Raw genomic sequence first — 22,906 nt, 5'->3', positions numbered from 1 at the left:
GCAACGAAGTACCGGCGGGCCGAGTCGTACGAGACGTAACGACGGGAAAGCGCACGACACATTGGGGGACACATGAACGTCCGCGCCCGCCTCCGTACCCGACTCGGCATCGCCGCCCTCGCGGCCGGGGCCGCTCTCGCACTGACCGCCGTCCCGGCGTCCGCCGGTCCGGCCGCGTCCGGCACACCCCGCTTCCTGGCGCCGGGCCAGCTGCCGCCGCACCCCGCCTCGGCCTGGTACGCCGGGCCTGTCACCGCCGGGCAGCCCGACCCGCTTCCGATCTGCGTCGGTGAGGCCCTGCCGTCGACTGCCTCGCACCGCACGTACTGGACGGAGCTCGACACCAACGCGCTCCAGGTCACCGTGGTGGAGCGGAACGAGCGGCGTGCCAAGAAGTTCGCCGCGCTGCTGCGCAAGGACCTCGCCGGCTGTGCCGAGAAGCTGATGGCGCAGGACCCCGACATGACGGCGGCCAAGAAGTACTACGGCCGGCTGGACGTGGAGGAGGGCGCCCACGTCTACGGCATCGACACGGAGCACTCCTGGGGTCCCTCGGACATCGCCCTGTTCTCGGTCGGCCGGGACGGCAGGACCGTCACGGTCGTCAAGTGGGCGCAGATGGGCGACTTCGAGCACGCCCAGGTCGCCGACTTCAAGGCCACCACGGTGAAGGCCGTCAAGAAGCTCCACTGAGAGCGTGTGCCCGGCGGCCCAGGCCTGTGCGTACGCCGGGGCCGCTCGCTGCGCGCGTCGTCGCGTGGTGGCTCACCCGCCGTCGTGATGGACGACCGTGACGTGCCGCTCGGCGCCGGGGTTCTCCAGCTCGTCGACCACGGCGACGGCCAGATCCTCCGCGCTGATCCACGACCGGCCGCCTGCGGCGGTGAGCAGGGTGCCGGTCCCGCGCCGGTAGCGGCCCGTGCGGTCACCGGGCCCCAGCACGGCCGGCGGGCTCAGGTACACCCAGTCCGCGCCCGTCTGCGCCTGGCAGGCCCGCAGTTGGGCGACACCGGCGACGGCGACGGGCCGGTACTCGGCGGGCACGTACGCCGGGTCGTCGGCGACGAGCAGGTGCCCGCCGCCGGGGCTGCGCAGGGCGCCGGCACCACCGACCACGAGGACGCGTGTCCCACGCCGGGCAGCGGCGTCCAGCACGGTACGGGTGACGCCGGCCAGGAAGTCCTCGTCGGCCGGAAAGGTCCGGACGGCCACCACGACCGCGTCCGGGACGGTGCCGCCGGCCCCGGAGCCCGTCAGCGCCTCGCGCAGGGCACGCGGGTCGTTCGCGTCGACGGCGACCGGCGTCACCTCCGGATCGCCGCCCGGGGGCCTGCGGGACAGGGCGAGCACCCGGTGGCCGCGCGCGACGGCCTCGTCGGTCACCCGGCTGCCCACCATCCCGGTGGCACCGAGCACGGCGATCGCCCTGCGGGCCGTCATCGCACCCTCTCCTCACGGACCTGGTCCCCCGCCCGCCCACCGTGCGCGACGCGGCCGCGCGGCATCGGTGAGCTGAACTGTGCCGCCAGCAACGCGGCCAGCGCGAGGACGAAACCGGCGGACTGCGTCAGGTTCAGCGACTCGCCGAGCCCGATGCCGGCGAGCGTCGCGACCAGCGGGGAGAGCAGGACCAGCGGTGCGGACGCGCCGAGGGGCAACCGCCCTATCCCGCGGAACCACAGGGTGTACGCGATCAGCCCGCCCATGCTGCCGAGCCACAGGTAGCCACCGGCGGCCGCGGCGTCGATCCGCTGCGGCACACCGTCGATCGCGAGCGCCGGCGGGAGCAACAGCAGGCCGCCGGCGGTCAGTTGCCAGCTCGCCAGCGTCAGGGGGCGCACCCCGGCGGGACGGCCCCAGCGCTTGGTGAGGACGACCCCGCCGGCCATCGCCGCGGTGCCGCCGAGACCGGCGAGCACACCGAGGGCGTCCAGCCGCGCGTGCGGTCCGAGCACGACGAGTCCGACGCCGAGCACGCCGAGCACGCCCCAGGCCCATCGCCAGGCCGTCGGCCGCTCGTCGAGCACCGCGAGGGCAAGCCCGGCGACCAGCAGTGGCTGGGCGGCGCCGAGGGTGGCGGCGACACCGCCGGGGAGCCGTTCGGCCGCCAGGAACAGCAGGGGGAAGAAGGCGGCGATGTTCAGCACGCCCAGGACGGCGGCCTTCCACCACCACTCCCCGCGCGGGAGCACGCGGATCAGGGCGAGCCCGATCAGCCCCGCGGGCAGCGCCCGCATCAGCCCGGCGAAGAGCGGATGCCCGGGTGGCAGCAGTTCCGTGGTCACCGCGTAGGTGGTGCCCCAGGACGCCGGAGCGAGTGCCGTCAGTGCGACGGTCGCCGCCTGCTGGGCGGACGCGCCGCGCGGCGGGCCGGGTGGCCGCTCGGTCGGAGTCTCCATGGGGGAAGTCTCCGCGGCCGGGGCCATGAATCCAAAGCATGCTTGCCATAGCAGCCATGCACGAGAACGATGGCTGACGTGGACCTTCAGCAGATGCGCTACGCCGTCGCCCTAGCCGAGACGCGCAACTTCACCCGCGCCGCCGAGCGCTGCTCCGTCGTGCAGTCCTCGCTCAGCCACCGGATCGCCGGTCTGGAACGCGAGCTCGGGGTGCGCCTCTTCGCCCGGTCCAGCCGTCGCGTCGAGCTCACCGGGGCCGGGGAGGCGTTCGTCGCCGGTGCCCGCGAGTGCCTGGCGGCCGCCGACCGTGCGGCCGCCGACGCCGCCGCGGCGACCGGCGTGGTGCGGGGCAGGCTCGCCGTCGGCGTGATCGTGACCACGGCCGCCGTCGACGTACCCGAACTGCTCCAGCGGTACCGCGCCCGGCACCCGCAGGTCCGCGTCGCCCTGCGCTCCGGGCGCAGCGACGACCTGGTGGCGGCGATCCGCGAGGGCGAGCTGGACATCGCCTTCCTGGGCCTGCCGGAGAGCAGGCGGCCGTCCGGGGTGGAGTTCGTCGTCCTCGATCACGACCGGCATGTGCTGGTGGTGCCGGCCGGCCACCGCTTCGCGGGCGCGCCCCGCGTCACCCTGGAGGACATCGCCGGGGAGACCTTCGTGGACTTCATGGCCGGGACGCCCGCCCGGGCCCAGTCCGACGAGGCGTTCGCCGCCGCCGGACTGGTCCGTGACGTCGCGTACGAGGCGGCCGTCGTGGAGCTGATGACGCGGCTGATCGCACGGGGACTCGGCGTCGCGCTGATGCCGTCGGCGTTCATCGGCCCAGTGGCCGCCGCCGATCCGGAACTGGCGCTGGTCCCCGTGACCGACGGCCCGCGCCGGGTGGAGTGTCTGGCCTGGAGCCGCTTCAACCCCAGCCCGGCGACCCGCGCCGTGCTCGACGTCCTCGGGGTCAGGACACCGGCACGGCGCGCGGGCCGGGCGGACGGATGAGCCGGCAAAGCGCCTACTCGACGGGGACGAGGAACTCCCGCCGGGACAGCGGCCGGGCGACGATGCGGGTGTCGCCCATCCAGCCGTAGAAGCCCTGCCCGAAGCGCTCGTCGAAGCTGGTGGCGCCGAGCACGAAGGGCTTGCCGAGGGTGGCGATACCGGTGGAGGGCTGGGACGGGTTGCGGGCGATCTTCGAGCCGTCCACGTGGAGCACCGTGCGGCGGCCGTCGTTGACGACGGCGATGTGCATCCATCGGCCCACGGGAACCGCGTGGCTCCACGACGTCGGATCGGCGTCCTGGCGGTGGGGGTAGACCACGAACTGGAGGAACCGTTCCGGCGACACGTTGAGGCTGCACGTGGGCTCCAGAGGCGACCATCCGGTGGTCTTGCCCGCGTCGCCGCTGCGGCCCTGCCAGCTGAGGATGCCCATCCAGCTGTGGTCCCCCTCGAAGGGCTCGGGCAGCCGGACGAAGGTCTCGATGGTGTAGCCCCGGGTGAACTTCTCCGCGTTCAGGGGCGCTTGCGCGGCGGTGGTCAGGATGGCGCCACGGTCGGGGTTCTTGCCGCCGTCGAACCGCAGGCTCGCGTGCGCGGGCTGGCCGGGGTGGTGGTCACCGGACCAGGTGAGCGCGTCGGGCCCGCTGGTGTGCAGTCGGCTGACCGTCAGGTCGTTGCCGTTCCCGGACAGGTCGCGCACCACGACGCCGTTCGCGACGGGCGTGCCGGGCTCCCCGGGGGCCCGGGTGCCGGAGTCGTCGAAGCGCCAGTAGGCGAGGGTGCCGCGCGGCATCACCGCGGACGGTGGACGCGGGGCGGGCGGGGCGGGCGGGGCGAAGCCCTCGAAGCGCTCGGCGAAGTCGATGTCCAGGCTGAACCGGTCGACAGGACCGGTCAGTTCGATCGTCTCGGCCTCCAGCGGCGTCCGCTTCTGCGGGTCACGGGCCAGGAACCACGGCGAGAACGTCTCCACGTCGATGACGCCCCGCACGAGGTCGAACCCGTACGTGCGGATCATCCCGGCGCCGCCGTAGTAACGGTCCTGGTAGTTGGTGATGTGCACGTGGACATCGTTGTCGGAGTCGTTGACCAGGACAGTGCGCCCGGAGGGCCAGTAGTGGCCGCCCAGCGCGAGGAAGATCTGGTCGTTGCCCTTGATCAGGCCGTTCCACAGGCGCTCGCCGTTGCCCGACAGCGTCGCGCGGCCCTCATCGTCCGCCCAGGCGAGGTCGTGGGTGGTGAGGACGGCGGGCAGGGTCGGGTGCGCGTCCAGCACGTCCTGGGCCCAGCGCAGTCCCTTGTCCGACACCCTCCAGTCCAGGGCGAGGACGAGCCACTCGCGGCCCCCGGCGCGCAGCACGTGATACGTGTTGTAGCCGTCGGGCGAGGCGCCCCGGTAGGTGGGCATGGACGCGTAGCGCGCGGGGCCGAAGGCGGCGAGATAGGCGGAGTCGCCGCGCTGGTCGTCCGTCGAGGACCGGATGTCGTGGTTGCCGGCGAGGACGCTGTAGGGCACCTTGCCGTGCAGGGCGCGGAAGGTGTCGGCGGCGAGCTCGATCTCGTCCTCGGTGCCGTGCTCGGTGACGTCGCCGAGGTGTGTCATGAAGGCGATGTTGGCCGAGGCGCGCTCGGCTGCGAGATACCGGAAGGTCTCGCGCAGCGGCTCCGGGTCGGCGCTGTCGGCGTCGAAGAGGTACTGCGTGTCGGGCAGCACGGCCAGCGCGAAGCGCGGGCTCTCCGCGTCGAACCGGCCGCCGCGAGCCGTCCCGGAAGTCCCCGCGTGGGCGGCCGCCGGGGAGGCGAGGGCCGCGCCGGCCGCGCCGGCCGCGGGCACCGCGACCGCCGCGCGCAGCAACGCGCGTCTGTGGAGGGGGTTCTGCTCTTCTGCTGCGCTCATGACTGCTCCAGGTGTGGTGAGCCGCATCGGGTCAGGCCGTACGCTGCTCACTCCCGCTGGCCGCACGGTGGCGCTCAGCTGAACAGGGGCAACCGGGTGCCGGACGTCACACCACGCTCGAGGACCCTCGCACCGGTGGCGGCCGGACCGCCCGGGGCGCGGTGGTCCGCCGGTCCGGCGGGCGCGTGCGAGGCGGGCGTACGCGCGTGCGCCCGGCCTCGCTCACCGGCTGCTCGCGCTCCCGGCGGCCGCACGGCACGGCCGCCGGTCACAGGTGCCTGCCGGGTGAGTCACCGGTCTTTCCCGTCGGCAGCCGCGGATCCCTCCATGCGGCAGAAGCAGGACGAGGCGATCGGTACGTCCGCCAGCGCGGCGGCGATCTTCAGTTGCTGCGCCACGATCTCCGCCTCGCCTAGCTTGCCCAGCCGCGTCAGGCACTCGTGGAAGCCGTGCAGGGACCAGACGTTGCCGGGGTGCTGCTGGGGGCGGGGCAGGGTCGCGTCGAGTCCGAGGTCGGCCCGGTAGACCGCCTCGGCCTCCGCGATCCGGCCCTGTTCGAGGAGCAGGGCGCCGTAGGCGTGGCGGGTGGGCTGCATCCAGCCCCAGGGCTCGTCGTAGGGGAGGCTGTCGTCGAGCGCGATGGACCGTTCCAGTGCGGCGAATGCCTCAGTGTGGTTGCCCTTGCGGTACTCCACTTCGCCGTCGAGCATCTCCGAGGCCACGGCGAGGATGTCGGCGCAGGTGTTGTTGAACAGGGTGCGCGACTGCGGGACCCGGGCGCGGGCCTCGCGGAACAGGCGGCGTTCGGCCTCGGCCTCGTCGGTCCGGCCCGTCGCGGAGAGGGCGACGCCGCGGGCGTAGTGGAGCATCGCGGTGGTCACGCAGTACAGCCGGTCGTCCTCGGGGAACGGCAGTTCCAGGATGTCCGTCCAGCGGCCGAAGCGGATCAGGACATGGACCCGCATGGCGAGGAAACCCTCCAGCCAGTCGGCCATGGGCGGGCTCTGCACCCGCAGCAGCTCCTCCGTGATGGTCTCCTCCAGTTCGGCCGCGGTTCTCAGGGCGGTCCGGGACTGGCCGAGGAACATCGCGCCGTAGATCTTGAAGTGGTAGTTGTGCGAGCGGTACAGGGTGTAGAAGTTCATCGCGCCTGAGCGGGCCAGGAACTTCTCGTCGGCGGCGATCGCCTCGCTGTTGCCCGCGACCACGCGCCGGTAGTCGCCGCACAGCACGTCCAGGTGGGAGGGCATGTGCTGGAGGTGACCGGCGTCCGGCACCAGGCCCCGCAGCCGGTCGGCGACGGTGAGGGCCGCCTCGGGGGTGGCGGACATCTCCATCAGGTGGATGTACAGGTGCAGTACGCCGGGGTGCCGTGCCCCCTCGTCGGTGGCGAGCGCGCGGTCGAGGACGTCCTTGGCCTCCAGGGTGCGGGCGCCTTCCGCGGGCTCTCCGGTGCGGATGTCCCACAGCTGCCAGGGCGTGAGGTTCATGAGCGCGTCGGCGTAGAGGGTGGCGAGGTCGAGGTCGCCGGGGTCGAGCGCGTACACGGCGCGCATGCGGTCGGCGTAGGGCTCGTTCCACACCGAGCAGTCCTCGACGGCCTCCCGCTGCGGATAGCGGGCGCGCAAAGCCTCGATCAATGCGCGTTCGGCGGCGGTGGCGCCGGACGACTTGTCGTGGGCGCGCTCCACGGCGTCGTGGGTGCGATCGACGGCGCGGACCAGTTCCCGCTCGTCGAAGGCCTCCCAGGGCTTGTTGTAGTTGGGGCCGAGGGCGTAGGCGATCCCCCAGTACGCCATGGCGCAGTCGGGGTCGGCGGCCGCGGCGGCCTCGAAGCAGGAGACGGCCTCCTCGTGGTGGAAGGCATAGGTCCAGATCAGGCCCCGGTCGAACCACAGCTGGGCTTCGGGGGACGTGGTCGTCACCGGACGGGTGTGGGTGCCGAGGTCGTAGTAGTCCATCGGTGTCTCCTGTGCTCGCGCGGGTGTCGCGGACCCGGCCCGCCGGGTCCCGACCCGCCAATTCTCGGCTCGCGCAGGGCGGTTGGCCGGGCTTACGCACGCTCCGGGGGCCGTTACGACACGAAAGGGGGATCAAGGGCGGCAGGGCCGTGCGCCCAAGCGCGCCCCTCGGGTGCCCCAAGCGCGGATCAAGCCATGGCCATGAATTCACCATGCCGAACCATGAATTCGTAGCGTGAACTCTTAGCCATGACATCGGGCATACGTTCGGGCTCGTGAATCTCGATGACGCACCTTCCCGAGGCACCGGCCGTCCGCAGGCCTCGACCCCCGCGGCGGCACGTCACCGCCGCACCCTCCTGCGCGCCGGCCTGACCGGCGCAGCGGCGCTCGGTGCCGGCCTCGCCCTCGACGCCTCCCCCGCGTCCGCCGCCGGCGCGGCGCCGCACCGCCGCCCGGGTACCCCCGCGCAGGCCCTGCGCGCCCTGGATGCGGGCAACCACCGCTGGCGCGCGAACCGCGAGCGGCATCCGCACGAGTCACCGGCCGTACGGCAGGCGCTGACGTCCGGTCAGCATCCCTTCGCGGTGGTCCTCGGCTGCGTCGACTCGCGCGTGCCACCGGAACTGGTCTTCGACCAGGGCCTCGGCGACCTGCTCACCGTCCGCAGCGCCGGTGAGGTCCTCGACGAGGCCGTGCTCGGCAGCGTCGCCTACGGCGTGCTCGAACTGGCGGTGCCGCTGGTCGTCGTCCTCGGCCACCAGTCGTGCGGGGCGGTCCGGGCCGCCGTGGAGGCGGAGGAGTCCGGTGAGCGGCTGCCGGACCACATCCAGTACCTGGCCGAGCAGATCAGGCCGGCGATCGACCACACGAAGGACGGCGACGCCCGCGTCGACGCGACCATAGACGCGCAGATACGGCTCGTCCGCTCCCGCCTCGCGGCCGAACCCGACCTGGCCGCCAAGGTGACCTCCGGTCAGCTCGCCGTCGTGGGCGCCCGCTACGAGCTGACGACGCAGCGCGTGCACCCCGTCTCCTGACACGGGAGGGGGCGGGCGGACCCCGTCGGCCCGTCCGCCCCCTCGGCCCGCCCGTTCCGTCAGCCGGGGTTGTCGCCGTGCGTGAGGGTCTCCCAGGCGACGAAGAGGTTGTTGCTGCCGGCCGGGCGGTTGCGCGCCGTCAGGGCCGCGGTGTTGGTCATGGCGTGGCCGAGCCGGTTGTGCAGGGCGTTGTAGCCGACCTCGGTGACCGGGCCGAGGCCGAGGTGCAGCGAGCCGCCGCACAGCCAGCCCGGAACGCCCTCGCCCATCTCGTACTTGGCCTGGAAGCCGAGCGCGTGCCGCAGCCGTTCGCCGACATCGGTGCCGTAGAGGTCCTGGCCCTGGATGCGGCTGGTCTCGGCGACGTGGGAGATGGCGGATATGCCGTAGCCGGTGTGCGTGAGGTCGCGGCAGGTCTCCTGGGTGAGGCCGGTGACGAACGTGCCCTGGCCCTGCCAGTAGTTGACGATCTTGTCGCGGGTGTTGAGGTTCTGGCTCGGGACCGTCTTCGGCAGGGCGCCGTCGGACTCCAGGTAGACGTAGGCGGCGGTGCGGGTGCGGAACTTCGCCATGGCCTTGTCGTACGAGGCCTTGTCCTCCAGGAAGACGGAGATGCCGATCGCGGCCTCCATCATCGACAGCTCCCAGTTGCCGTTGGAGTTCGAGCCGTTGATGATCTCGGGGAGGTAGACGTTGCGGAGCATGGTGGCGAAGCGGCCGGAGCCCGCCCAGCCACCGGTGTACGTGTACTTGATGATCTCGGCGGCCTTGGGCCAGGAGGAGCCCGCCCAGCCGGTCTGGAGCGGGGCGTTGCTGTTGGTGTGGTCGCGGATGACGGCCGACCAGGCGTCCATCAGCTCGATGGCCTTGCGGGCGTGCCGGTCGTCGCGCGTGATGTACCAGGCGAGCGCGTGGGTGTACGCGGCGATCGCGTCCTCGCGCTCGTCGGTGCAGCCGTAGTTGGGGTTGGAGTAGGAACCGCACTCGACGACCGCGCGGGGCTTCGGCGTGCGGTTCAGGTCGGCGTACTTGCTCGCCATCATCCGGTCGAAGGCGTTCTTCCAGGGCTGGGCACCGGCGTTGACCTTGCCGCGTGCGAAGTCCAGCTGCCCCTTGGAGACGGTCACGCCGGGGTGGACGAAGGTGGCCGGGGCGGCGTCGGCGCCGGGTGCGCCGGGCCCGGCGACCAGGGTGGCCACCAGGGCGGCGGCCGCGGCGGTGGTCACGGCGAGGAGTGGACGGCGGGGCCTGCGGCGGGGACGAGCGGTGGCGTCTGTCATGGGGGAGTCCGTTCTTGTATGTGAACGACTGGTGAGTGACTGAACACGCGCACTGGCCGTGACCATAGGTACGGACCAGCCTTCCGTCAAGACGCAAGGAAAGAAGGGGTGTTCGGAGGTGGCGCGCGAAAAGTTACCAATTGGTATGTCGTGACTTCGTATGCCAACGGCAGTAGAACCCGTTTCGATTCACTCGAAATCGAGGAGTGCCGTATGAGCGCTGACCTCCAGAACAAACCCCCACTGAGCGGAATCTCCCGCCGTCGATTCATCGCAGGAACAGGTTCCATTTCGAGCGCCCTTGTGCTCGGCGGCAACATCTCGCCCGCGCTCGCGGCGCGGCAGCGGAACGCCGCCGGAATCGAACCGGGTGCGCGGATTCCGGTGCTGGTGATCGGCACCGGGTACGGCGGCTCGGTCGCCGCTCTCCGGCTCGCGCAGGCCGGTGTCGACGTCCACATGGTCGAAATGGGAATGGCCTGGGACACCCCGGGTCCGGACGGGAAGATCTTCGCCAACACGACCAGCCCCGACTACCGTTCGTTCTGGCTGCGCACCAGGACCAAACAACCCCTCAGCAACTTCCTGGGCTTTCCGCTCGACAAGAACGTCCCGCGCCACACCGGCATTCTCGACGCCGAGGAAATGGGCGGGATCACGGTCTACCAGGGACGCGGAGTCGGCGGTGGCTCACTCGTCAACGGCGGCATGGCCGTCACGCCGAAGCGCGAGAACTTCCCGGCCGTGCTGCCGTCGGTCGACGCCGACGAGATGTACGAGGTGTATTACCCACGCGCCAACTCCGAACTCGGAGTCAGCACGATCGACCCCGCCTGGTTCGAGACGGCGGCGTGCTACCAGTACGCCCGGGTGGGCCGCAAGCACGCCCAGCGTTCCGGATTCCCCTTCGTCTTCGTGCCGGACGTCTACGACTGGGAGTACATGAAGCGCGAGGCCGCCGGCACGGTCCCGAAATCGGCGCTGGCCGGTGAGATCCTCTACGGCAACAACCACGGCAAGAAGAGCCTTCAGCAGACCTATCTCGCCCGGGCCCGGGCCACCGGGAAGGTCACCATCTCCCCCCTGCACAGGGTCGTTTCCGTCACTCCGGCGTCCTCGGGCGGTTACAGCGTCACCATCGAGCAGCTCGACACCGGCGGCGGCGTCACGGCCACGAAGACGGTCACCGCGGCCCGGGTGTTCTTCGCCGCCGGCAGCGTGGGCACCAGCAAGCTCCTGGTCCGTCTCAAAGCCCAGGGCGCACTGCCCGGCCTGAACGGCGAGGTCGGCAAGGGCTGGGGCGAGAACGGCAACGTCATGTGCGGGCGCGCCAACCACATGTGGGATCCCACCGGTGCCCTGCAATCCTCGATTCCCACCGCGGGAATCGACAACTGGGCGGCCGGCGGGGCCTTCGCCGAAGTCGCGCCGCTGCCCACCGGAATCGAGACGTACGCCTCCTTCTATCTGTCGATCACCAAGAACCCGCACCGCGCGGAGTTCTCCTGGAACCCGGCGAGCCAAAAGGTCGAACTCAACTGGCAGACGGCCTGGAAACAGCCGTCGATCACCATGGCCAAGTCGATATTCGACCGGATCAACGCGAAAGAGGGCACGATCTACAGGACCGATCTCTTCGGCCTGTACAAGATCTGGGGCGACCACCTCACCTACCACCCCCTGGGAGGTGCGGTGCTGAACAGGGCGACGGACAACTACGGCCGCCTGCACGGCCATGTGGGCCTCTACGTGGTCGACGGGGCGCTGGTCCCGGGCAACGCGAGCGTGAACCCGTTCGTCACCATCACGGCGCTCGCCGAACGGAACATCGAGGAGATCATCGCCACCGACTTCTGACCCGCCTAACGCTGGGGCAGGACACAGACGCTGTCCAGCCCCAGCACATGGTTGAGCCGGCCGAACGCCAGCCAGGACCCGATGCTCATGCTGAGCTCCACGATCTCCGCCTGGCTGTAGTGGGCCGTCATCCGGCTCCAGAAGTCCTCGTCCAGGCCGTGGTGGTCCAGGGCGTACCGCTCGGCGTACTCGGCGGCCAGGCGGGTGCGCGCGTCGAAGGCGTCCGTGGTCCGCCAGGCGGTGACCGCCTCCGCGAAGCCGTCCTCGACCTTGTGCCCGTCGCGTTCGGTGCGCCAGTCCAGGCAGAAGACGCAGCCGTTGATCTGCGCGATGCGCAGCCGCGCCGCCTCGAACTCACGCAGCCCCAGGCTGGTGTGGGCGTACACGGCCAGCGAGAAGTGGGACGCCGCCGTGCCTATCTCGGGAACCATGTCGCCCCACACGTAGGGGATGGGGTCGGCTCCGTCGGGGATGTCGATGCGCAGGGTCACCGGTCAGGTCCTTCCCAGTCGGCCCGCCGCGGGGCGCAGCGGGACGTCGAGCGCGTCGTAGAGGCCCGGCTTGGCCTCGGTGAGCCAGTCGATGGCGTTGACCAGACGGCCGGCGGCGGTGGCGTTGCCGCCCGCCGAGCGGTTGCCGCCCTCGTCACTCGCCTCGACGGTGACCTCGATACGGGGGCGGCCCTCGATGACCACCCGATGCGCTCCGGCGCCGCCGCCGGAAGGCTGCGGCCAGTCCGGAGCGCAGGAGGCGTGGATGCGGGTGACGTGCTCGACGACGATGCGGGGCTCTCCGCCGACGACCCCCTGGACCTCGAAGCGCACGGCGCCCTGCGTACCCGCCGCGAACTCACCCATCGTGGGCGTGGTGACGGTGGCTTCCAGCGGGCGCCGCTGAAGTGTCTCGCGGACCTCGTCGAGTTCCACGCCCAGCGCGCGGGCCATCATCCGCAACTGCCCGCCCCACACCACCGTCGGCACACCCTCGCAGAGCATCGGCGGCTGGTGGTCCATCGGATGCCCCATGCCGACCAGGTTCCGTACGGAGTCCTCCTGGTCGTACGTGGAGTAGTCGAAGATCTCCTGGCAGCGGACCGCGTCGATGCGCGAGCCGAGGCCGGTGATCAGCAGGGGCAGGATGTCGTTCGCCCAGCCCGGGTCCACGCCGGAGACGAACAGGGATCCACCGCCGGCCGCGACGGCCTCCAGCAGCGGGTCCCTGATCTCGGGCGGGGCGCCCCGGTGGTCGTACATGCCGTAGACGGACGGCGTGACGACCACCGCCCCTGCCCGCACGGCCCGTTCGAGGTCCCGCAGGGCCTCGTCGGGCCGTATGTCACCGGAAGCCGCGTACACGACCGCGCGCGGGCCGGCCGCGAGCACGGCACCGACGTCCGCGGTCGCCGCCACGCCCAGTGCGCAGCCCAGTCCGCTCAGTTCCCCCGCATCCCGGCCGACCTTGGCCGGATCGGCGACCAGTACGGCCGTCAGTTCCAGCGACGGATGGGCGTCGACGGCGCGGATGGCCGCGCGGCCGACGTTGCCCGTACCCCACACAACCGTGGAAATCATGGGCGGAGGGTAACGAGGCGCGGCAAAGGTTCCCAGAGCCGTGCAGGGAGATCTTTCCGGCTCGAAAGGGATCTTTGCGACTCCGCGCCGCGGGGTCCGCGGTCCTCGCGGCGCGCGGTGTCAGCCCCGCGGCGGCTTCATCGCCACGTCCAGGTAGAACGTGTCGATACTGCGGACCGCCTCCTCGAACTCCTCCAGGTTGACCGGCTTGGTCACATAGGCGTTCGCGTGGTGGCGGTAGGCGCCGGAGACGTCGTCGGGCGCCGCGGACGTGGTCAGCACCACCACGGGAATGGTGCGCAGTTCGGGGTCCTCCTTGACCACCGCCAGGAACTCCCGGCCGTTCATCCGCGGCATGTTGAGGTCGAGGACGATCAGGTCGGGGCGCTGGTTCGCCGGATCGCGCAGATACTCCAGGGCCTCGATGCCGTCGGCGACCTGGGTGAGGTTGCGGGCACCGCGTGCGGCCAGGGCGTCCTGGATGAGCATCGCGTCGGCGATGTCGTCCTCGACCAGCAGTACGTCGTGGGGGCGGGTGGGGGCGGGGACGGACATGACTATGAACTCCGGGAAGCGGAAGGGGTGTGACGTGGGGTGCCGCTGGTGATCAGGCCGGGCCAGCGACGGCGGGCTCCTTGCCGGCTCATACCGGATGCCCGGCCGATCGCGGGGTATCCCGCTCCGGCCGCCGCCGCCGCGCGCGCTGCCTGTTCCGCCAGTTGCTGTGCCGCCCGCTCCACCTGGACCAGCACGTAAAGGTGGGCGAGCGCATCATGGCGTGCCGATTCGTCAGGGCCGCCCGGCGGCAGGAACGCGTACTGCGCACAGCGAAGGGCGAGTTCGTCGACCGCCTGCGTGACGAGATCGGTCATCTCCCCGTCACCTCTGGGCACAGAGAAGTGGGAGGCAGACATGGCTCTACCCTAGAGGGCCGTAGCCCGCGACGACAACATCTGTTGTCGCACCCGGGTAAGGTGCGCCCAGGGCCTCGACGTGGCCCGGTCACAGGTGAAGGAGCTCAGCAGGCCGTGATGAACGAGCAGCCGCCCGGCGCCCACGGGGCCACAGCCGGTTGGACGACCCACCGCTGGCTGCGGGTGAGCGTCGCCGTCACCCTGACGGTGCTGACCGTGCTCGGCGCTCTGGGGACCTGGGCGATGACCCGCACCTCCCAGCTCACCGACCAGATCGTGGACCGCCGGGGCCCGGCCCTGACCAACGCGGTGCGGCTGGAGGCCGCGCTGGTGAACCAGGAGACCGGCGTGCGCGGCTACGGCCTGTCCGGACGGCGGGACTTCCTGGAGCCGTACACGCGCGGCGTCACCGACGAGAAGGAGGCGCTGCGGCAGCTGGACGTACTCCTGGCGTCCGACGGGGCCGCCGAGGAGGAACTCGCGAACGTGCGGGAGCTGACGCGGCGATGGCAGGGCCGGATCGCCGTGCCCATCGCGACCGCGTCCCCCGACCGTGCCGCGGCACTGTCCGCGGCACGCGCACAGGAGGGCAAGGCCACCTTCGACAGTCTGCGCCGCGCACTGTCGACGCAGCAGACGCACCTGGCCGACCGGCGCGCGGCCGCCTCCAGCGACCTGCGCCAGGCCATGACGCTGCGCAACTGGACGTTCACCATGATCGCGCTGATCATCGTGCTGGCCGCCGCGCTCGCCTTCGAGGCGCTGCGGCGCGGTATCACCGGGCCGCTGGGCCGGCTCGGGCAGACGGCACGGGAAGTGGCAGACGGCCGATTCGAGCAGCCCATCGCCGTCACCGGCCCCGCCGACCTGCGGCAGTTGGGCTCCGACGTGGAGTCGATGCGTGAGCGCCTGCTGAAGGAGCTGGAGTTCAGCGAGCGGTCACGCCGCCTGCTCGACGAGCAGGCGGCCGATCTGCAGCGCTCCAACACCGAACTGGAGCAGTTCGCCTACGTCGCCTCCCACGACCTCCAGGAGCCGCTGCGCAAGGTCTCCAGCTTCACCCAGCTGCTGCAGCGGCGCTACGGCGGGCAACTCGACGAACGCGCCGACCAGTACATCGCGTTCGCGGTCGACGGTGCCAACCGTATGCAGGTCCTGATCAACGACCTGCTCGCGTTCTCGCGGGTCGGCCGGGTGCTCAACGACCACGCGGAGGTCGACCTGGACGACGTCGTCGCCCGCACCCTGGACAACCTCAGCGTGACGATCGAGGAGAGCGACGCACGGATCACGCACGATCCGCTGCCGAAGGTCGTGGGCGACGCGACCCAGCTGGGCATGCTCTGGCAGAACCTGCTGTCGAACTCCATCAAGTTCCGCCGGCCCGACCGTTCCCCGGAGGTCCGGATCACCGTCCGCGACACCGACGAGGGCCTGCGGGAGTTCGCCGTCACGGACAACGGCATCGGTATCGAGCCGGACTTCCAGGAGAAGGTCTTCGTCCTCTTCCAGCGGCTGCACACCCGGGAGGCCTATCCGGGCACCGGGATCGGGCTGGCCATGTGCAAGAAGGTCGTGGAGTTCCACGGCGGGACCATCTGGATCGACCCCGGTCACACCGGCGGTACCCGTGTCGTGTTCACCCTTCCCGTCGAGCGTTCCGCCACGGCGGACGGCGCGCGAGAGGCACACCCGTGACAGAGTCAGCCGTCGAACCGGAGTCGCCCTGCCGCATCGTCCTGGTCGAGGACGACGACGGTGACGCCCTGCTGGTCGAGGAGCTGCTGTACGACACCGAGATGCCGCACACCCTCGTGCGGTGCCGGACGCTCGCCGAGGCGCGCGCCGCACTCGTCGCACGGCACTTCGACTGCGTGCTGCTCGACCTGCACCTGCCCGACGCCCTCGGCCTCGGCACGGTCGAGGCGATCCAGCGGACGGACACGCACGCCGCGGTCATCGTGCTCACCGGCCTGGCCGAGTCGCACGCGGGCGTGGACGCGCTGGCCGCCGGCGCACAGGACTACCTGGTCAAGGGCAAGGTCGATCCGGATCTGCTCCAGCGGGCCGTCCGCTACGCCGTCCAGCGCAAGCAGGCCGAGCGGGCCAGCGCGGACCTCCGGGTCGGCCGGCTGCGCGCGCAGGAGAACGCGCGTCTGGAGCGCGGGCTGCTGCCGACGCCGATCCTGTCCACCGACTCGGTCACCGCGACCAGCCGCTACTTCCCCGGACGGGAGCAGGCACTGCTGGGCGGCGACTTCCTGGACGTCGTGCAGACCGGCGACGGGCAGATCCACGCGATCATCGGCGACGTCAGCGGGCACGGCCCCGACGCCGCCGCCCTCGGCGTCTGCCTGCGGATCGCCTGGCGGGCACTGACGCTGGGTGGTCACCGTGACCGCCGGCTGCTGCATCTGCTGGAACAGATCCACACGGCGGAGCGCACCGGCAGCGACCTCTTCACCACCTGCACCCTCATCACCCTCGATCCGGCCGCGGCCACGGTCACCCTGCACCTGGTCGGCCACCACGAACCCCTGCTCGTCGGGCCCGCCGGCGCCCAGGTGGTGTCCGCCCCGCACGGCATCGCCCTCGGCATCGTGCCCGGCCTCGGGCAGTGGCCCTCGACGACCCTGCAGCTGCCGCCGGAGGGCGCGCTGATCGCGTACACCGACGGCCTGATCGAGGGGTACGGGGGAGACGACAGGGACCGGCTCGGGGTGGACGGGCTGCTGGGCATCCTCGACGGGATCACGGAGCCGGACCCCGGCAAGCATCTCGACCAGCTGATCGGCAGGGTCCGTGGCCTCAACGCCGAGCGGCACACCGACGACCTGGCGATCCTGCGTCTCGACTGGCGGGCACTGCCGGGCGCGCGGAGCGGGGGCGGTGCCGGGCGGCGCGCCGTGCCGGAGCAGTCGTACGGGCCGGTGGGAGGCCGCTGAGACCGACGGGCCGGAGAGTCCCCTCGGGCCGGCGGGGAGGCAGCGAGCCGGCGACCGGCGGGTGGGCGGGCCGGCCGTCGCCATGATCACTCGGTCGTACAGGGGCGGCATGCGAGCGGTAGGCTGCGAACAGGGCAGCCGAGCCGGTGCTCGGCCGACGCCCGTACTGGAAGGTACGTCCGGGACGGGCGGTGGCCAGGCCCGGCGGGCGGGTCCCGGCGGTCGGCCTTCGGGCTCCTTCTCTCACGAAGGTTCGACGAGCGGGACGGTGGAGACGGATGGACTGGCGTGCGTTCGCCGAACAGATGGCCGAGCTGGCCCGGCATCTGCTGGCGCAGGGTTCCACGCAGGAGACGCTCGACGCCATCGCCGAACGAGGCGTCGGGTTGGTCGAGGGCTGCGACGCGGCCGGTGTCCTGGCCCTGCGCAAGGGCCGCGCCGTGACGCTGTCGGCACATGGGGACATGGTCGAGGAGTCCGACCGGCTGCAGGGCGAACTGGGTGAGGGCCCGTGCTTCGACGCGGCCCGGCGGGTCGACGGCGAGCGGCTCTTCCGGATCACCGACATGAGCAAGTCGCAGCCGGACTGGCCGCGCTTCGCCCCCGCCGCCCGTGAGCTGGGCGTGGGCAGCATGATGGGTTTCCTGCTCTACACCAGGGACGACGACTTCGGCGCCCTGAACTTCTACTCCCGCCGGCCCGGCGCCTTCACTCCGGAGATGGAGACGGCCGGCTGGCTGCTCGCCTCGCACGCGGCGGTGGCCCTGGCCAGCGCCCGCACGGTCGACCAGCTCGAACACGCCATGGACACCCGGCACGCCATCGGCGAGGCCATGGGCATCCTGCGCGAGCGCCACCAGATGAGCGAGGAAGCGGCCTTCGAGGTGCTCAAGCGCATCTCCCAGACGCACAACGTCAAGCTGCGCGACGTCGCCCAGAACATCCGCACGAGATCCGCCCCCCAGAGCTGAGCCCCCGCGCCCTCCCCCCGGGCCGGTCGGCGGAATGCCGGCAAGGGCGATTCAGCCCAGCGGGAGCCGGGGTACCTGGAGGGCAGCGAATCCGGCGCCGCGGAGCCGGTTTCGTCAGGTGTCGTGGTTCGGACCAGAGCCACGGCACCGCTGGTTTCGCCCGGTGCCGTACCGGCTTCGTGACCGGGCACTCTTAGGACGGCGCATTCGGGTTACCCGGCGGCCATGGCGAAGCTGCATCTCCCAGGTCACAAGGATCAGCGCGACGGAGAGAATCCGGTGCCGGAGGAGGCCGGACCGCGGCCTGAGGTGGAGCGGGCGGCGCCCGACTCACCCGTGAAGCTCCCCAGGCACTCGTGGATGGCCGTGCTCAAGGGCAGCGTGCGCGAGTTCAAGGACGACGAGCTCACGGACCGGGCGGCGGCTCTGACGTACTACACGGTGCTGTCGCTCTTCCCGGCGCTGCTGGTGCTGGTGTCGCTCCTGGGCGTCGCGAGCAAGTCGGTCACGGAACGGCTGCTGGAGAACCTGCAGCAGTTCGCTCCCGGTGCCGGCCGGGAGATCATCACCCAGGCCGTGCAGAACCTCCAGAACAACGCCGGCGTCGGCTCGATCCTCGCCGTCGTCGGCCTGCTGCTGGCCGTGTGGTCGGCGTCGGGCTACGTGGCGGCGTTCATCCGGACCTCCAACGCCGTGTACGACGTTCCCGAGGGCCGGCCGATCTGGAAGATCCTGCCGGTGCGCGTCGGCGTGACCGTCGTGCTCATGGTGATGGCGGTGATCAGCGCGGTCATCGTGGTCTTCAGCGGTGGTCTGGCCCGCCGGGTCGGGGACGCCCTGGGCCTCGGCGAGACCGTGCTGACGGTGTGGTCGATCGCCAAGTGGCCGGTCCTGGTCCTCCTGGTCACGCTGATGATCGCGATCCTGTACTGGGCCTGCCCCAACGCCAAGGTCAAGGGGTGGCGCTGGGTCACTCCGGGCAGTTTCCTGGCGCTGCTGGCCTGGATGGCAGCGTCCGCGGGCTTTGCCTTCTACGTCGCCAACTTCGGCTCGTACAACAAGACGTACGGCACCATGGCGGGCGTCATCATCTTCCTCATCTGGCTGTGGGTGACCAACCTGGCCATCCTGCTCGGCCTGGAGTTCGACGCCGAGACCGCACGTCAGCGAGCCATCGCCGGCGGCCATCCGCCCGAGGCCGAGCCGTACACCGAGCCGCGTGACACCCGCGCCTGGGACGAGCAGGACCGGCGCAAGGTGGACATGCCCGAGGATCGCGTCACCTGACGATCTCCATGATTGCCCGGCGCCCGGCCTGGTACTCGGCCTCATGTCCACGACATCGCAGACCTCAACGGCATTTCGCAGACCCGAGAGCACGGAGCGAGGGAGATTTTCCATGTCACAGGTAGAGGAATCCATCAAGGTCGACGTCCCGGTCCGTACCGCGTACAACCAGTGGACGCAGTTCGAGACCTTCCCCGAGTTCATGGGCGGAGTCGAGCGGATCGAGCAGCGCACGGACACGCTGACGCACTGGGTGACGAAGGTCGGTGGCGTGCAGCGCGAGTTCGACGCGGAGATCACCGAGCAGATCCCGGACGAGCGGGTCGCCTGGACCACGATCGGTGGTGAGGCACAGCAGGCCGGGGTCGTCACCTTCCATCGCATCGACGACGGCACGACCAAGGTCATGCTCCAGCTGGACTACGACCCCGAGGGTCTCACCGAAACCGTCGGCGACAAGCTCGGCGTGGTGAAGCGGCAGGTCACCGGAGATCTGAAGCGGTTCAAGGAATACATCGAGCACCGCGGTGCGGAGACGGGCGGCTGGCGCGGAGAGGTCTGACCGGTCCTTCCGAAGGGGCCGGGCCGAACGGCGGCCCGGCCCCTTCGGCGCGGCTACGACGCCGTGGCGCGGTCCCGGCGTACCAGCCGCCTGAGCAGCGGCCACGCCAGTACGACGACGACCATCGCGTACACGGTCACCGCGAACGGGGTGTTGACGAGGCCGGTGACACTGCCGTCGCTGATCTGCAGGGCCCGGCGCAACTGCTGCTCGGCGTTGGGACCGAGGATGACGCCGATGACGGCGGGCAGCACGGGCAGCCCGTAGCGGCGCATGCCGAACCCGACGAGGCCGATGATCAGCAGGATCACCAGGTCGACGACCTCGCCGCCGACGGCGTAGGCGCCGGCCGACGCGAAGAAGAGGATTCCGGCGTACAGATACGGCCGGGGAATGCGCAGCAGCCTGGCCCACAGCGGTGCGAGCGGAAGGTTGAGCGCGAGCAGCAGCACCATGCCGACGAACAGCGAGGCGATCAGGCCCCACACCAGCTCGGGTTCGCGTTCGAAGAGCAGCGGGCCGGGCTGGATGCCGTACTGCTGGAAGGCGGCCAGCATCACGGCGGCGACCGCGGTGGTCGGCAGGCCCAGCGTCAGCATCGACACCAGCGTGCCCGCCGCCGAGGCGGACGCGGCGGACTCGGGTCCGGCGACGCCTTCGATGGCGCCCTTGCCCCACTCGTCCTTGTGCTTCGACAGGCGCTTCTCGGTGACGTAGGAGAGGAAGGTGGGGATCTCGGCGCCGCCCGCGGGGATGGCGCCGAAGGGGAAACCGATGAAGGGGCCGCGCAGCCAGGACTTCCAGGTGCGCCTGACATCGCCACGGGCGAGCCACGGGCGGCCCACCGGGATCGGTTCGCCCGGCCGGCGCCGCAGATGGGCGGCGACCCACAGGGCCTCGCCGATCGCGAACAGGCCGACGGCGACGATCACCACGTCGATGCCGTCGGCGAGCTGGAGGGAGCCGAAGGTGAGTCTTGGCTGGCCGGTCATCTGGTCGAGGCCCACCAGTCCGAGCGTCAGCCCGATGAACAGGGACGCGAGTCCCCGGATCCGGGACGAGCCGAGGACGGACGTCACCGCGATGAAGGCGAGCACCATGATGGCGAAGTAGTCGGGTGCGCCGATGTCGACGGCGAGCCGGGCCACCGTCGGGGCGAGCGCGACCAGCAGGATCGTGCCGACCATGCCGCCGGCGAAGTGGCCGATGGCCGCCGCGGCCAGCGCCTGCGCGCCGCGCCCCGACTTGGCCATGGGGTTGCCTTCCATCGCGGCGACCACGGCGGCGCTCTCACCGGGTGTGTTGAGCAGGATCGAGGTCGTCGAGCCGCCGAACATGGCGCCGTAGTAGATGCCCGCGAACATGATGAACGCGCCGACCGGGTCGAGTCCGTACGTCACCGGCAGCAGCAGCGCGACCGCCATGGCCGGGCCGATGCCGGGCAGCACCCCGATCGCGGTGCCGAGCAGCACACCGAGGGCGGCCCAGAGCAGATTGAGCGGCGTCAGTGCCGTACCGAAGCCGTCCAGCAGGGAGTTGAGGGCGTTCATCTCACAGCACTCCCATCAGGGGGCCGCCGGGCAGCGGCACGCCGAGCAGGTTGTTGAAGACGGCGTAGGTGACGAGGGACAGCACGGCCGCGATGAGCGGATCGCGGTCCGGGCGGCGGCTGCCCAGGGCGAAGGCGGCGCCCCAGAACAACAGGGCGCCCGCGACGGGGAAGCCGAGCGGTTCGATGAGCACGGCCGCACCCAGGAACACCCCGGCGAGCAGGAGGACCGTGCGCCCGTCGGCGGGTTCGGACAGGTCCACGTCCTCGCCTGTCTCGGCCTGGCCGCGGCCGCCACGCAACACGTCGACGGCGAGCAGGGCGGCGATGAGCAGCAGCCCGGTGCCGACGCCGACGGGCACCGTCCTGGGGCCGACGGGTCCGCGCTGGGCGATGTCGACGTCCATCGTGAGCGCGTCGGTGAGCACCAGCGCACCGAGGGCCAGCAGCAGGACGCAGACGCCGAGTTCGGAGTGGTCGCGCAGCCAGGAGCGGCGGGCCGGGGCAGGGGCCGGGGGGATGCCGGCGGTCGTCGTCACAGTCCCAGCTCCTTCAGCACCGACACCACACGCCGGTCCTGGGCCTCCAGGAAGTCCCCGAACCGCTCGCCGGACAGGAAGGCGTCGTCCCAGCCGTTCTGCTTCATGGACTGCTGCCACTCGGGCGAGTCGTGGAGTTCCTCGATGAGGCGGACGAGTTTGCCGCGCTCGGCGTCGGAGAGGCCGGGCGGGGCGACGATGCCGCGCCAGTTGGTGAAGTTCACGTCGTAGCCCGCCTCCTGGAGGGTGGGCGCGTCCAGGCCTTCGACGCGCTCGGGGCCGGTGACCGCGAGCAGGCGCAGCTCACCCGCCTTGATCTGGTCGAGGTACTCCCCGACGCCGGAGACGCCGAAGGCGACCTTGTTGCCGAGGATGGAGGCGAGCAGCTCGCCGCCGCCGTCGAACGGGATGTAGTTGACCTGCTTCGGGGAGATTCCGGCGGCCCGCGCCATGAGCATGGGGGCGAGGTGGTCGGGGCCGCCCGGTGAGGAACCGCCGCCGACAGGGAGTTCGCCGGGGTCCGCCTTCCAGGCGTCGACCAGTTCCCCGATCGTCCGGTACGGCGAGTCCTTGGCGACCACCACGACGTCCTGTTCCTCGGTGAGGCGGGCGATCGGGGTGGTGTCGGAGAGCGTGGCGGGCGCGTCGTTGGAACGGACGGCGCCGACGACGCCGAGCCCCATCGACATCGCGAGCCTGCCGTTGCCGTGCTCCCCGACCAGGCGGCTGAGGCCCACGGTGCCGCCGGCGCCGGGCAGGTTGAACACCTCGATGCCAGGGGTGAGTCCGGCGTCCTCGGCGTTCTTCGCGGCCGTACGCGCCGTGATGTCGTACCCGCCGCCGGGCGTGTTGGGGACCATGAAGCGCAGGCCGGGGATCTGGGTGCCGGTCCCGGTGCCGCTGCCGGTGGTCAGCAGCGGCGGCCCGATGAGGACGAGCACGGCGGCCCCGAGCAGGGCGAGGGGGGTGCGCAGGCGCACGAGTGCCACCACCTGTCGGTCGGTCGATGCGGTTGGGGAAAGTCCCGTGGGGGGGGTGAGGTGGGCCACATGCTGCACCCACCCCGGCGTGCTGTCGCGCTTGCGGAACCAACGGAGGTTTTGGTCTTTGTGTCAGCTCCGGCCACGGCGGCGCCGGTCCG

The 22,906-nt window shown here is 71.3% G+C and carries 21 protein-coding genes; 9 read left to right on the top strand and 12 right to left on the bottom strand.

Annotation, left to right across the window (positions count from 1 at the left end; genetic code table 11):
* Positions 1-72: 72 nt before the first annotated feature.
* On the top strand, positions 73-693 hold the full coding sequence (locus tag ACIHCM_RS09475) for a hypothetical protein (protein WP_399891677.1): 621 nt from the start codon (positions 73-75) through the stop codon (positions 691-693).
* Between the two features lie 72 nt (positions 694-765).
* On the opposite strand, the gene ACIHCM_RS09470 is transcribed toward ACIHCM_RS09475, so the two are convergent.
* Positions 766-1,440, bottom strand: a complete 675-nt coding sequence (locus ACIHCM_RS09470) for an NAD(P)-dependent oxidoreductase (protein WP_399891674.1) — start codon at positions 1,438-1,440, stop codon at positions 766-768.
* Positions 1,437-2,399, bottom strand: coding sequence for an EamA family transporter (locus ACIHCM_RS09465; protein ID WP_399891671.1), 963 nt, complete (start codon positions 2,397-2,399; stop codon positions 1,437-1,439). Before ACIHCM_RS09465 ends, ACIHCM_RS09470 begins: the two co-directional genes overlap by 4 nt.
* A gap of 78 nt (positions 2,400-2,477) precedes the next feature.
* On the opposite strand from ACIHCM_RS09465, the gene ACIHCM_RS09460 reads away from it, so the two are divergent.
* Entirely contained in the window at positions 2,478-3,392 is a 915-nt protein-coding gene (locus ACIHCM_RS09460; RefSeq protein WP_399891669.1) for a LysR family transcriptional regulator, read from the top strand.
* 13 nt (positions 3,393-3,405) lie between these two features.
* On the opposite strand, the gene ACIHCM_RS09455 is transcribed toward ACIHCM_RS09460, so the two are convergent.
* Both ACIHCM_RS09455 and ACIHCM_RS09450 read right to left on the bottom strand, forming a co-directional pair.
* Positions 3,406-5,289, bottom strand: a complete 1,884-nt coding sequence (locus tag ACIHCM_RS09455) for a LamG-like jellyroll fold domain-containing protein (RefSeq protein ID WP_399891666.1) — start codon at positions 5,287-5,289, stop codon at positions 3,406-3,408.
* A gap of 290 nt (positions 5,290-5,579) precedes the next feature.
* The gene (locus ACIHCM_RS09450) at positions 5,580-7,250 is read right to left on the bottom strand and encodes a tetratricopeptide repeat protein (RefSeq protein ID WP_399891663.1); all 1,671 of its coding nucleotides are present in this window, start codon (positions 7,248-7,250) and stop codon (positions 5,580-5,582) included.
* A gap of 275 nt (positions 7,251-7,525) precedes the next feature.
* Here ACIHCM_RS09450 and ACIHCM_RS09445 point away from each other — a divergent pair, with 275 nt between their 5' ends.
* Positions 7,526-8,290 carry a carbonic anhydrase gene (locus tag ACIHCM_RS09445; protein ID WP_399891660.1) on the top strand — a complete coding sequence of 255 codons (765 nt, stop codon included), beginning with the start codon at positions 7,526-7,528 and terminating at the stop codon, positions 8,288-8,290.
* Positions 8,291-8,349: 59 nt separating this feature from the next.
* On the opposite strand, the gene ACIHCM_RS09440 is transcribed toward ACIHCM_RS09445, so the two are convergent.
* Positions 8,350-9,570, bottom strand: coding sequence for an alginate lyase family protein (locus tag ACIHCM_RS09440; protein ID WP_399891656.1), 1,221 nt, complete (start codon positions 9,568-9,570; stop codon positions 8,350-8,352).
* A gap of 213 nt (positions 9,571-9,783) precedes the next feature.
* Between ACIHCM_RS09440 and ACIHCM_RS09435 the strand changes: the two genes are divergently transcribed.
* Complete coding sequence (locus tag ACIHCM_RS09435) at positions 9,784-11,427, top strand: GMC oxidoreductase (RefSeq protein ID WP_399891653.1); 1,644 nt, start codon at positions 9,784-9,786, stop codon at positions 11,425-11,427.
* Positions 11,428-11,432: 5 nt separating this feature from the next.
* Here ACIHCM_RS09435 and ACIHCM_RS09430 read toward each other — a convergent pair whose 3' ends face one another.
* The 4 genes from ACIHCM_RS09430 to ACIHCM_RS09415 all read right to left on the bottom strand — a co-directional run bounded on the left by ACIHCM_RS09430 (position 11,433) and on the right by ACIHCM_RS09415 (position 13,870).
* Positions 11,433-11,858: a carboxymuconolactone decarboxylase family protein gene (locus tag ACIHCM_RS09430; RefSeq protein ID WP_399892195.1), complete on the bottom strand. Its 426-nt coding sequence runs from the start codon at positions 11,856-11,858 to the stop codon at positions 11,433-11,435.
* A 63-nt stretch (positions 11,859-11,921) separates the two neighbouring features.
* Entirely contained in the window at positions 11,922-12,998 is a 1,077-nt protein-coding gene (locus tag ACIHCM_RS09425; RefSeq protein ID WP_399891650.1) for a dihydrodipicolinate reductase, read from the bottom strand.
* Positions 12,999-13,118: 120 nt separating this feature from the next.
* Positions 13,119-13,553, bottom strand: coding sequence for a response regulator (locus ACIHCM_RS09420; RefSeq protein ID WP_399891647.1), 435 nt, complete (start codon positions 13,551-13,553; stop codon positions 13,119-13,121).
* Positions 13,554-13,555: 2 nt separating this feature from the next.
* Positions 13,556-13,870, bottom strand: a complete 315-nt coding sequence (locus tag ACIHCM_RS09415) for a hypothetical protein (protein WP_399891644.1) — start codon at positions 13,868-13,870, stop codon at positions 13,556-13,558.
* 159 nt (positions 13,871-14,029) lie between these two features.
* Between ACIHCM_RS09415 and ACIHCM_RS09410 the strand changes: the two genes are divergently transcribed.
* From ACIHCM_RS09410 to ACIHCM_RS09390, 5 genes are all read left to right on the top strand, one after another.
* Positions 14,030-15,610 carry an ATP-binding protein gene (locus ACIHCM_RS09410; protein ID WP_399891641.1) on the top strand — a complete coding sequence of 527 codons (1,581 nt, stop codon included), beginning with the start codon at positions 14,030-14,032 and terminating at the stop codon, positions 15,608-15,610.
* Positions 15,607-16,857, top strand: a complete 1,251-nt coding sequence (locus ACIHCM_RS09405; RefSeq protein WP_399891639.1) for a PP2C family protein-serine/threonine phosphatase — start codon at positions 15,607-15,609, stop codon at positions 16,855-16,857. Before ACIHCM_RS09410 ends, ACIHCM_RS09405 begins: the two co-directional genes overlap by 4 nt.
* Before the next feature lie 278 nt (positions 16,858-17,135).
* On the top strand, positions 17,136-17,828 hold the full coding sequence (locus tag ACIHCM_RS09400; RefSeq protein ID WP_399891636.1) for a GAF and ANTAR domain-containing protein: 693 nt from the start codon (positions 17,136-17,138) through the stop codon (positions 17,826-17,828).
* A 225-nt stretch (positions 17,829-18,053) separates the two neighbouring features.
* Positions 18,054-19,115 (top strand): YihY/virulence factor BrkB family protein, encoded by a 1,062-nt coding sequence (locus ACIHCM_RS09395; protein WP_399891633.1) that lies wholly within the window; start codon positions 18,054-18,056, stop codon positions 19,113-19,115.
* Between the two features lie 112 nt (positions 19,116-19,227).
* On the top strand, positions 19,228-19,677 hold the full coding sequence (locus ACIHCM_RS09390) for an SRPBCC family protein (protein WP_399891630.1): 450 nt from the start codon (positions 19,228-19,230) through the stop codon (positions 19,675-19,677).
* A 53-nt stretch (positions 19,678-19,730) separates the two neighbouring features.
* On the opposite strand, the gene ACIHCM_RS09385 is transcribed toward ACIHCM_RS09390, so the two are convergent.
* From ACIHCM_RS09385 to ACIHCM_RS09375, 3 genes are read right to left on the bottom strand one after another with little or no spacing between them, the layout of a single operon-like run.
* A complete protein-coding gene (locus tag ACIHCM_RS09385; protein WP_399891627.1) occupies positions 19,731-21,227 on the bottom strand; it encodes a tripartite tricarboxylate transporter permease in 1,497 nt (498 codons plus the stop codon).
* Between the two features lies 1 nt (position 21,228).
* Entirely contained in the window at positions 21,229-21,765 is a 537-nt protein-coding gene (locus ACIHCM_RS09380) for a tripartite tricarboxylate transporter TctB family protein (RefSeq protein ID WP_399891624.1), read from the bottom strand.
* Positions 21,762-22,745, bottom strand: coding sequence for a Bug family tripartite tricarboxylate transporter substrate binding protein (locus ACIHCM_RS09375; RefSeq protein ID WP_399892192.1), 984 nt, complete (start codon positions 22,743-22,745; stop codon positions 21,762-21,764). The genes ACIHCM_RS09380 and ACIHCM_RS09375 overlap by 4 nt, the downstream gene beginning before the upstream one ends.
* Positions 22,746-22,906: the final 161 nt, after the last annotated feature.

Origin of the sequence: Streptomyces sp. NPDC052023, from assembly GCF_044548465.1 — a bacterium.
In the GTDB taxonomy this organism is placed as follows: Bacteria; Actinomycetota; Actinomycetes; order Streptomycetales; family Streptomycetaceae; genus Streptomyces.
Note: the sequence above shows the minus strand (reverse complement) of the source record. Positions and strands in the feature narration are given on the sequence as shown.

Coding starts and splice junctions, on each gene's coding strand:
- ACIHCM_RS09475 (WP_399891677.1), top strand. CDS start 73: ATGAACGTCCGCGCCCGCCTCCGTACCCGACTCGGCATCGCCGCCCTC.
- ACIHCM_RS09470 (WP_399891674.1), bottom strand. CDS start 1,440: ATGACGGCCCGCAGGGCGATCGCCGTGCTCGGTGCCACCGGGATGGTG.
- ACIHCM_RS09465 (WP_399891671.1), bottom strand. CDS start 2,399: ATGGAGACTCCGACCGAGCGGCCACCCGGCCCGCCGCGCGGCGCGTCC.
- ACIHCM_RS09455 (WP_399891666.1), bottom strand. CDS start 5,289: ATGAGCGCAGCAGAAGAGCAGAACCCCCTCCACAGACGCGCGTTGCTG.
- ACIHCM_RS09450 (WP_399891663.1), bottom strand. CDS start 7,250: ATGGACTACTACGACCTCGGCACCCACACCCGTCCGGTGACGACCACG.
- ACIHCM_RS09440 (WP_399891656.1), bottom strand. CDS start 9,570: ATGACAGACGCCACCGCTCGTCCCCGCCGCAGGCCCCGCCGTCCACTC.
- ACIHCM_RS09435 (WP_399891653.1), top strand. CDS start 9,784: ATGAGCGCTGACCTCCAGAACAAACCCCCACTGAGCGGAATCTCCCGC.
- ACIHCM_RS09430 (WP_399892195.1), bottom strand. CDS start 11,858: ATGGTTCCCGAGATAGGCACGGCGGCGTCCCACTTCTCGCTGGCCGTG.
- ACIHCM_RS09425 (WP_399891650.1), bottom strand. CDS start 12,998: ATGATTTCCACGGTTGTGTGGGGTACGGGCAACGTCGGCCGCGCGGCC.
- ACIHCM_RS09420 (WP_399891647.1), bottom strand. CDS start 13,553: ATGTCCGTCCCCGCCCCCACCCGCCCCCACGACGTACTGCTGGTCGAG.
- ACIHCM_RS09415 (WP_399891644.1), bottom strand. CDS start 13,870: ATGACCGATCTCGTCACGCAGGCGGTCGACGAACTCGCCCTTCGCTGT.
- ACIHCM_RS09410 (WP_399891641.1), top strand. CDS start 14,030: ATGAACGAGCAGCCGCCCGGCGCCCACGGGGCCACAGCCGGTTGGACG.
- ACIHCM_RS09400 (WP_399891636.1), top strand. CDS start 17,136: ATGGACTGGCGTGCGTTCGCCGAACAGATGGCCGAGCTGGCCCGGCAT.
- ACIHCM_RS09395 (WP_399891633.1), top strand. CDS start 18,054: ATGGCGAAGCTGCATCTCCCAGGTCACAAGGATCAGCGCGACGGAGAG.
- ACIHCM_RS09390 (WP_399891630.1), top strand. CDS start 19,228: ATGTCACAGGTAGAGGAATCCATCAAGGTCGACGTCCCGGTCCGTACC.
- ACIHCM_RS09385 (WP_399891627.1), bottom strand. CDS start 21,227: ATGAACGCCCTCAACTCCCTGCTGGACGGCTTCGGTACGGCACTGACG.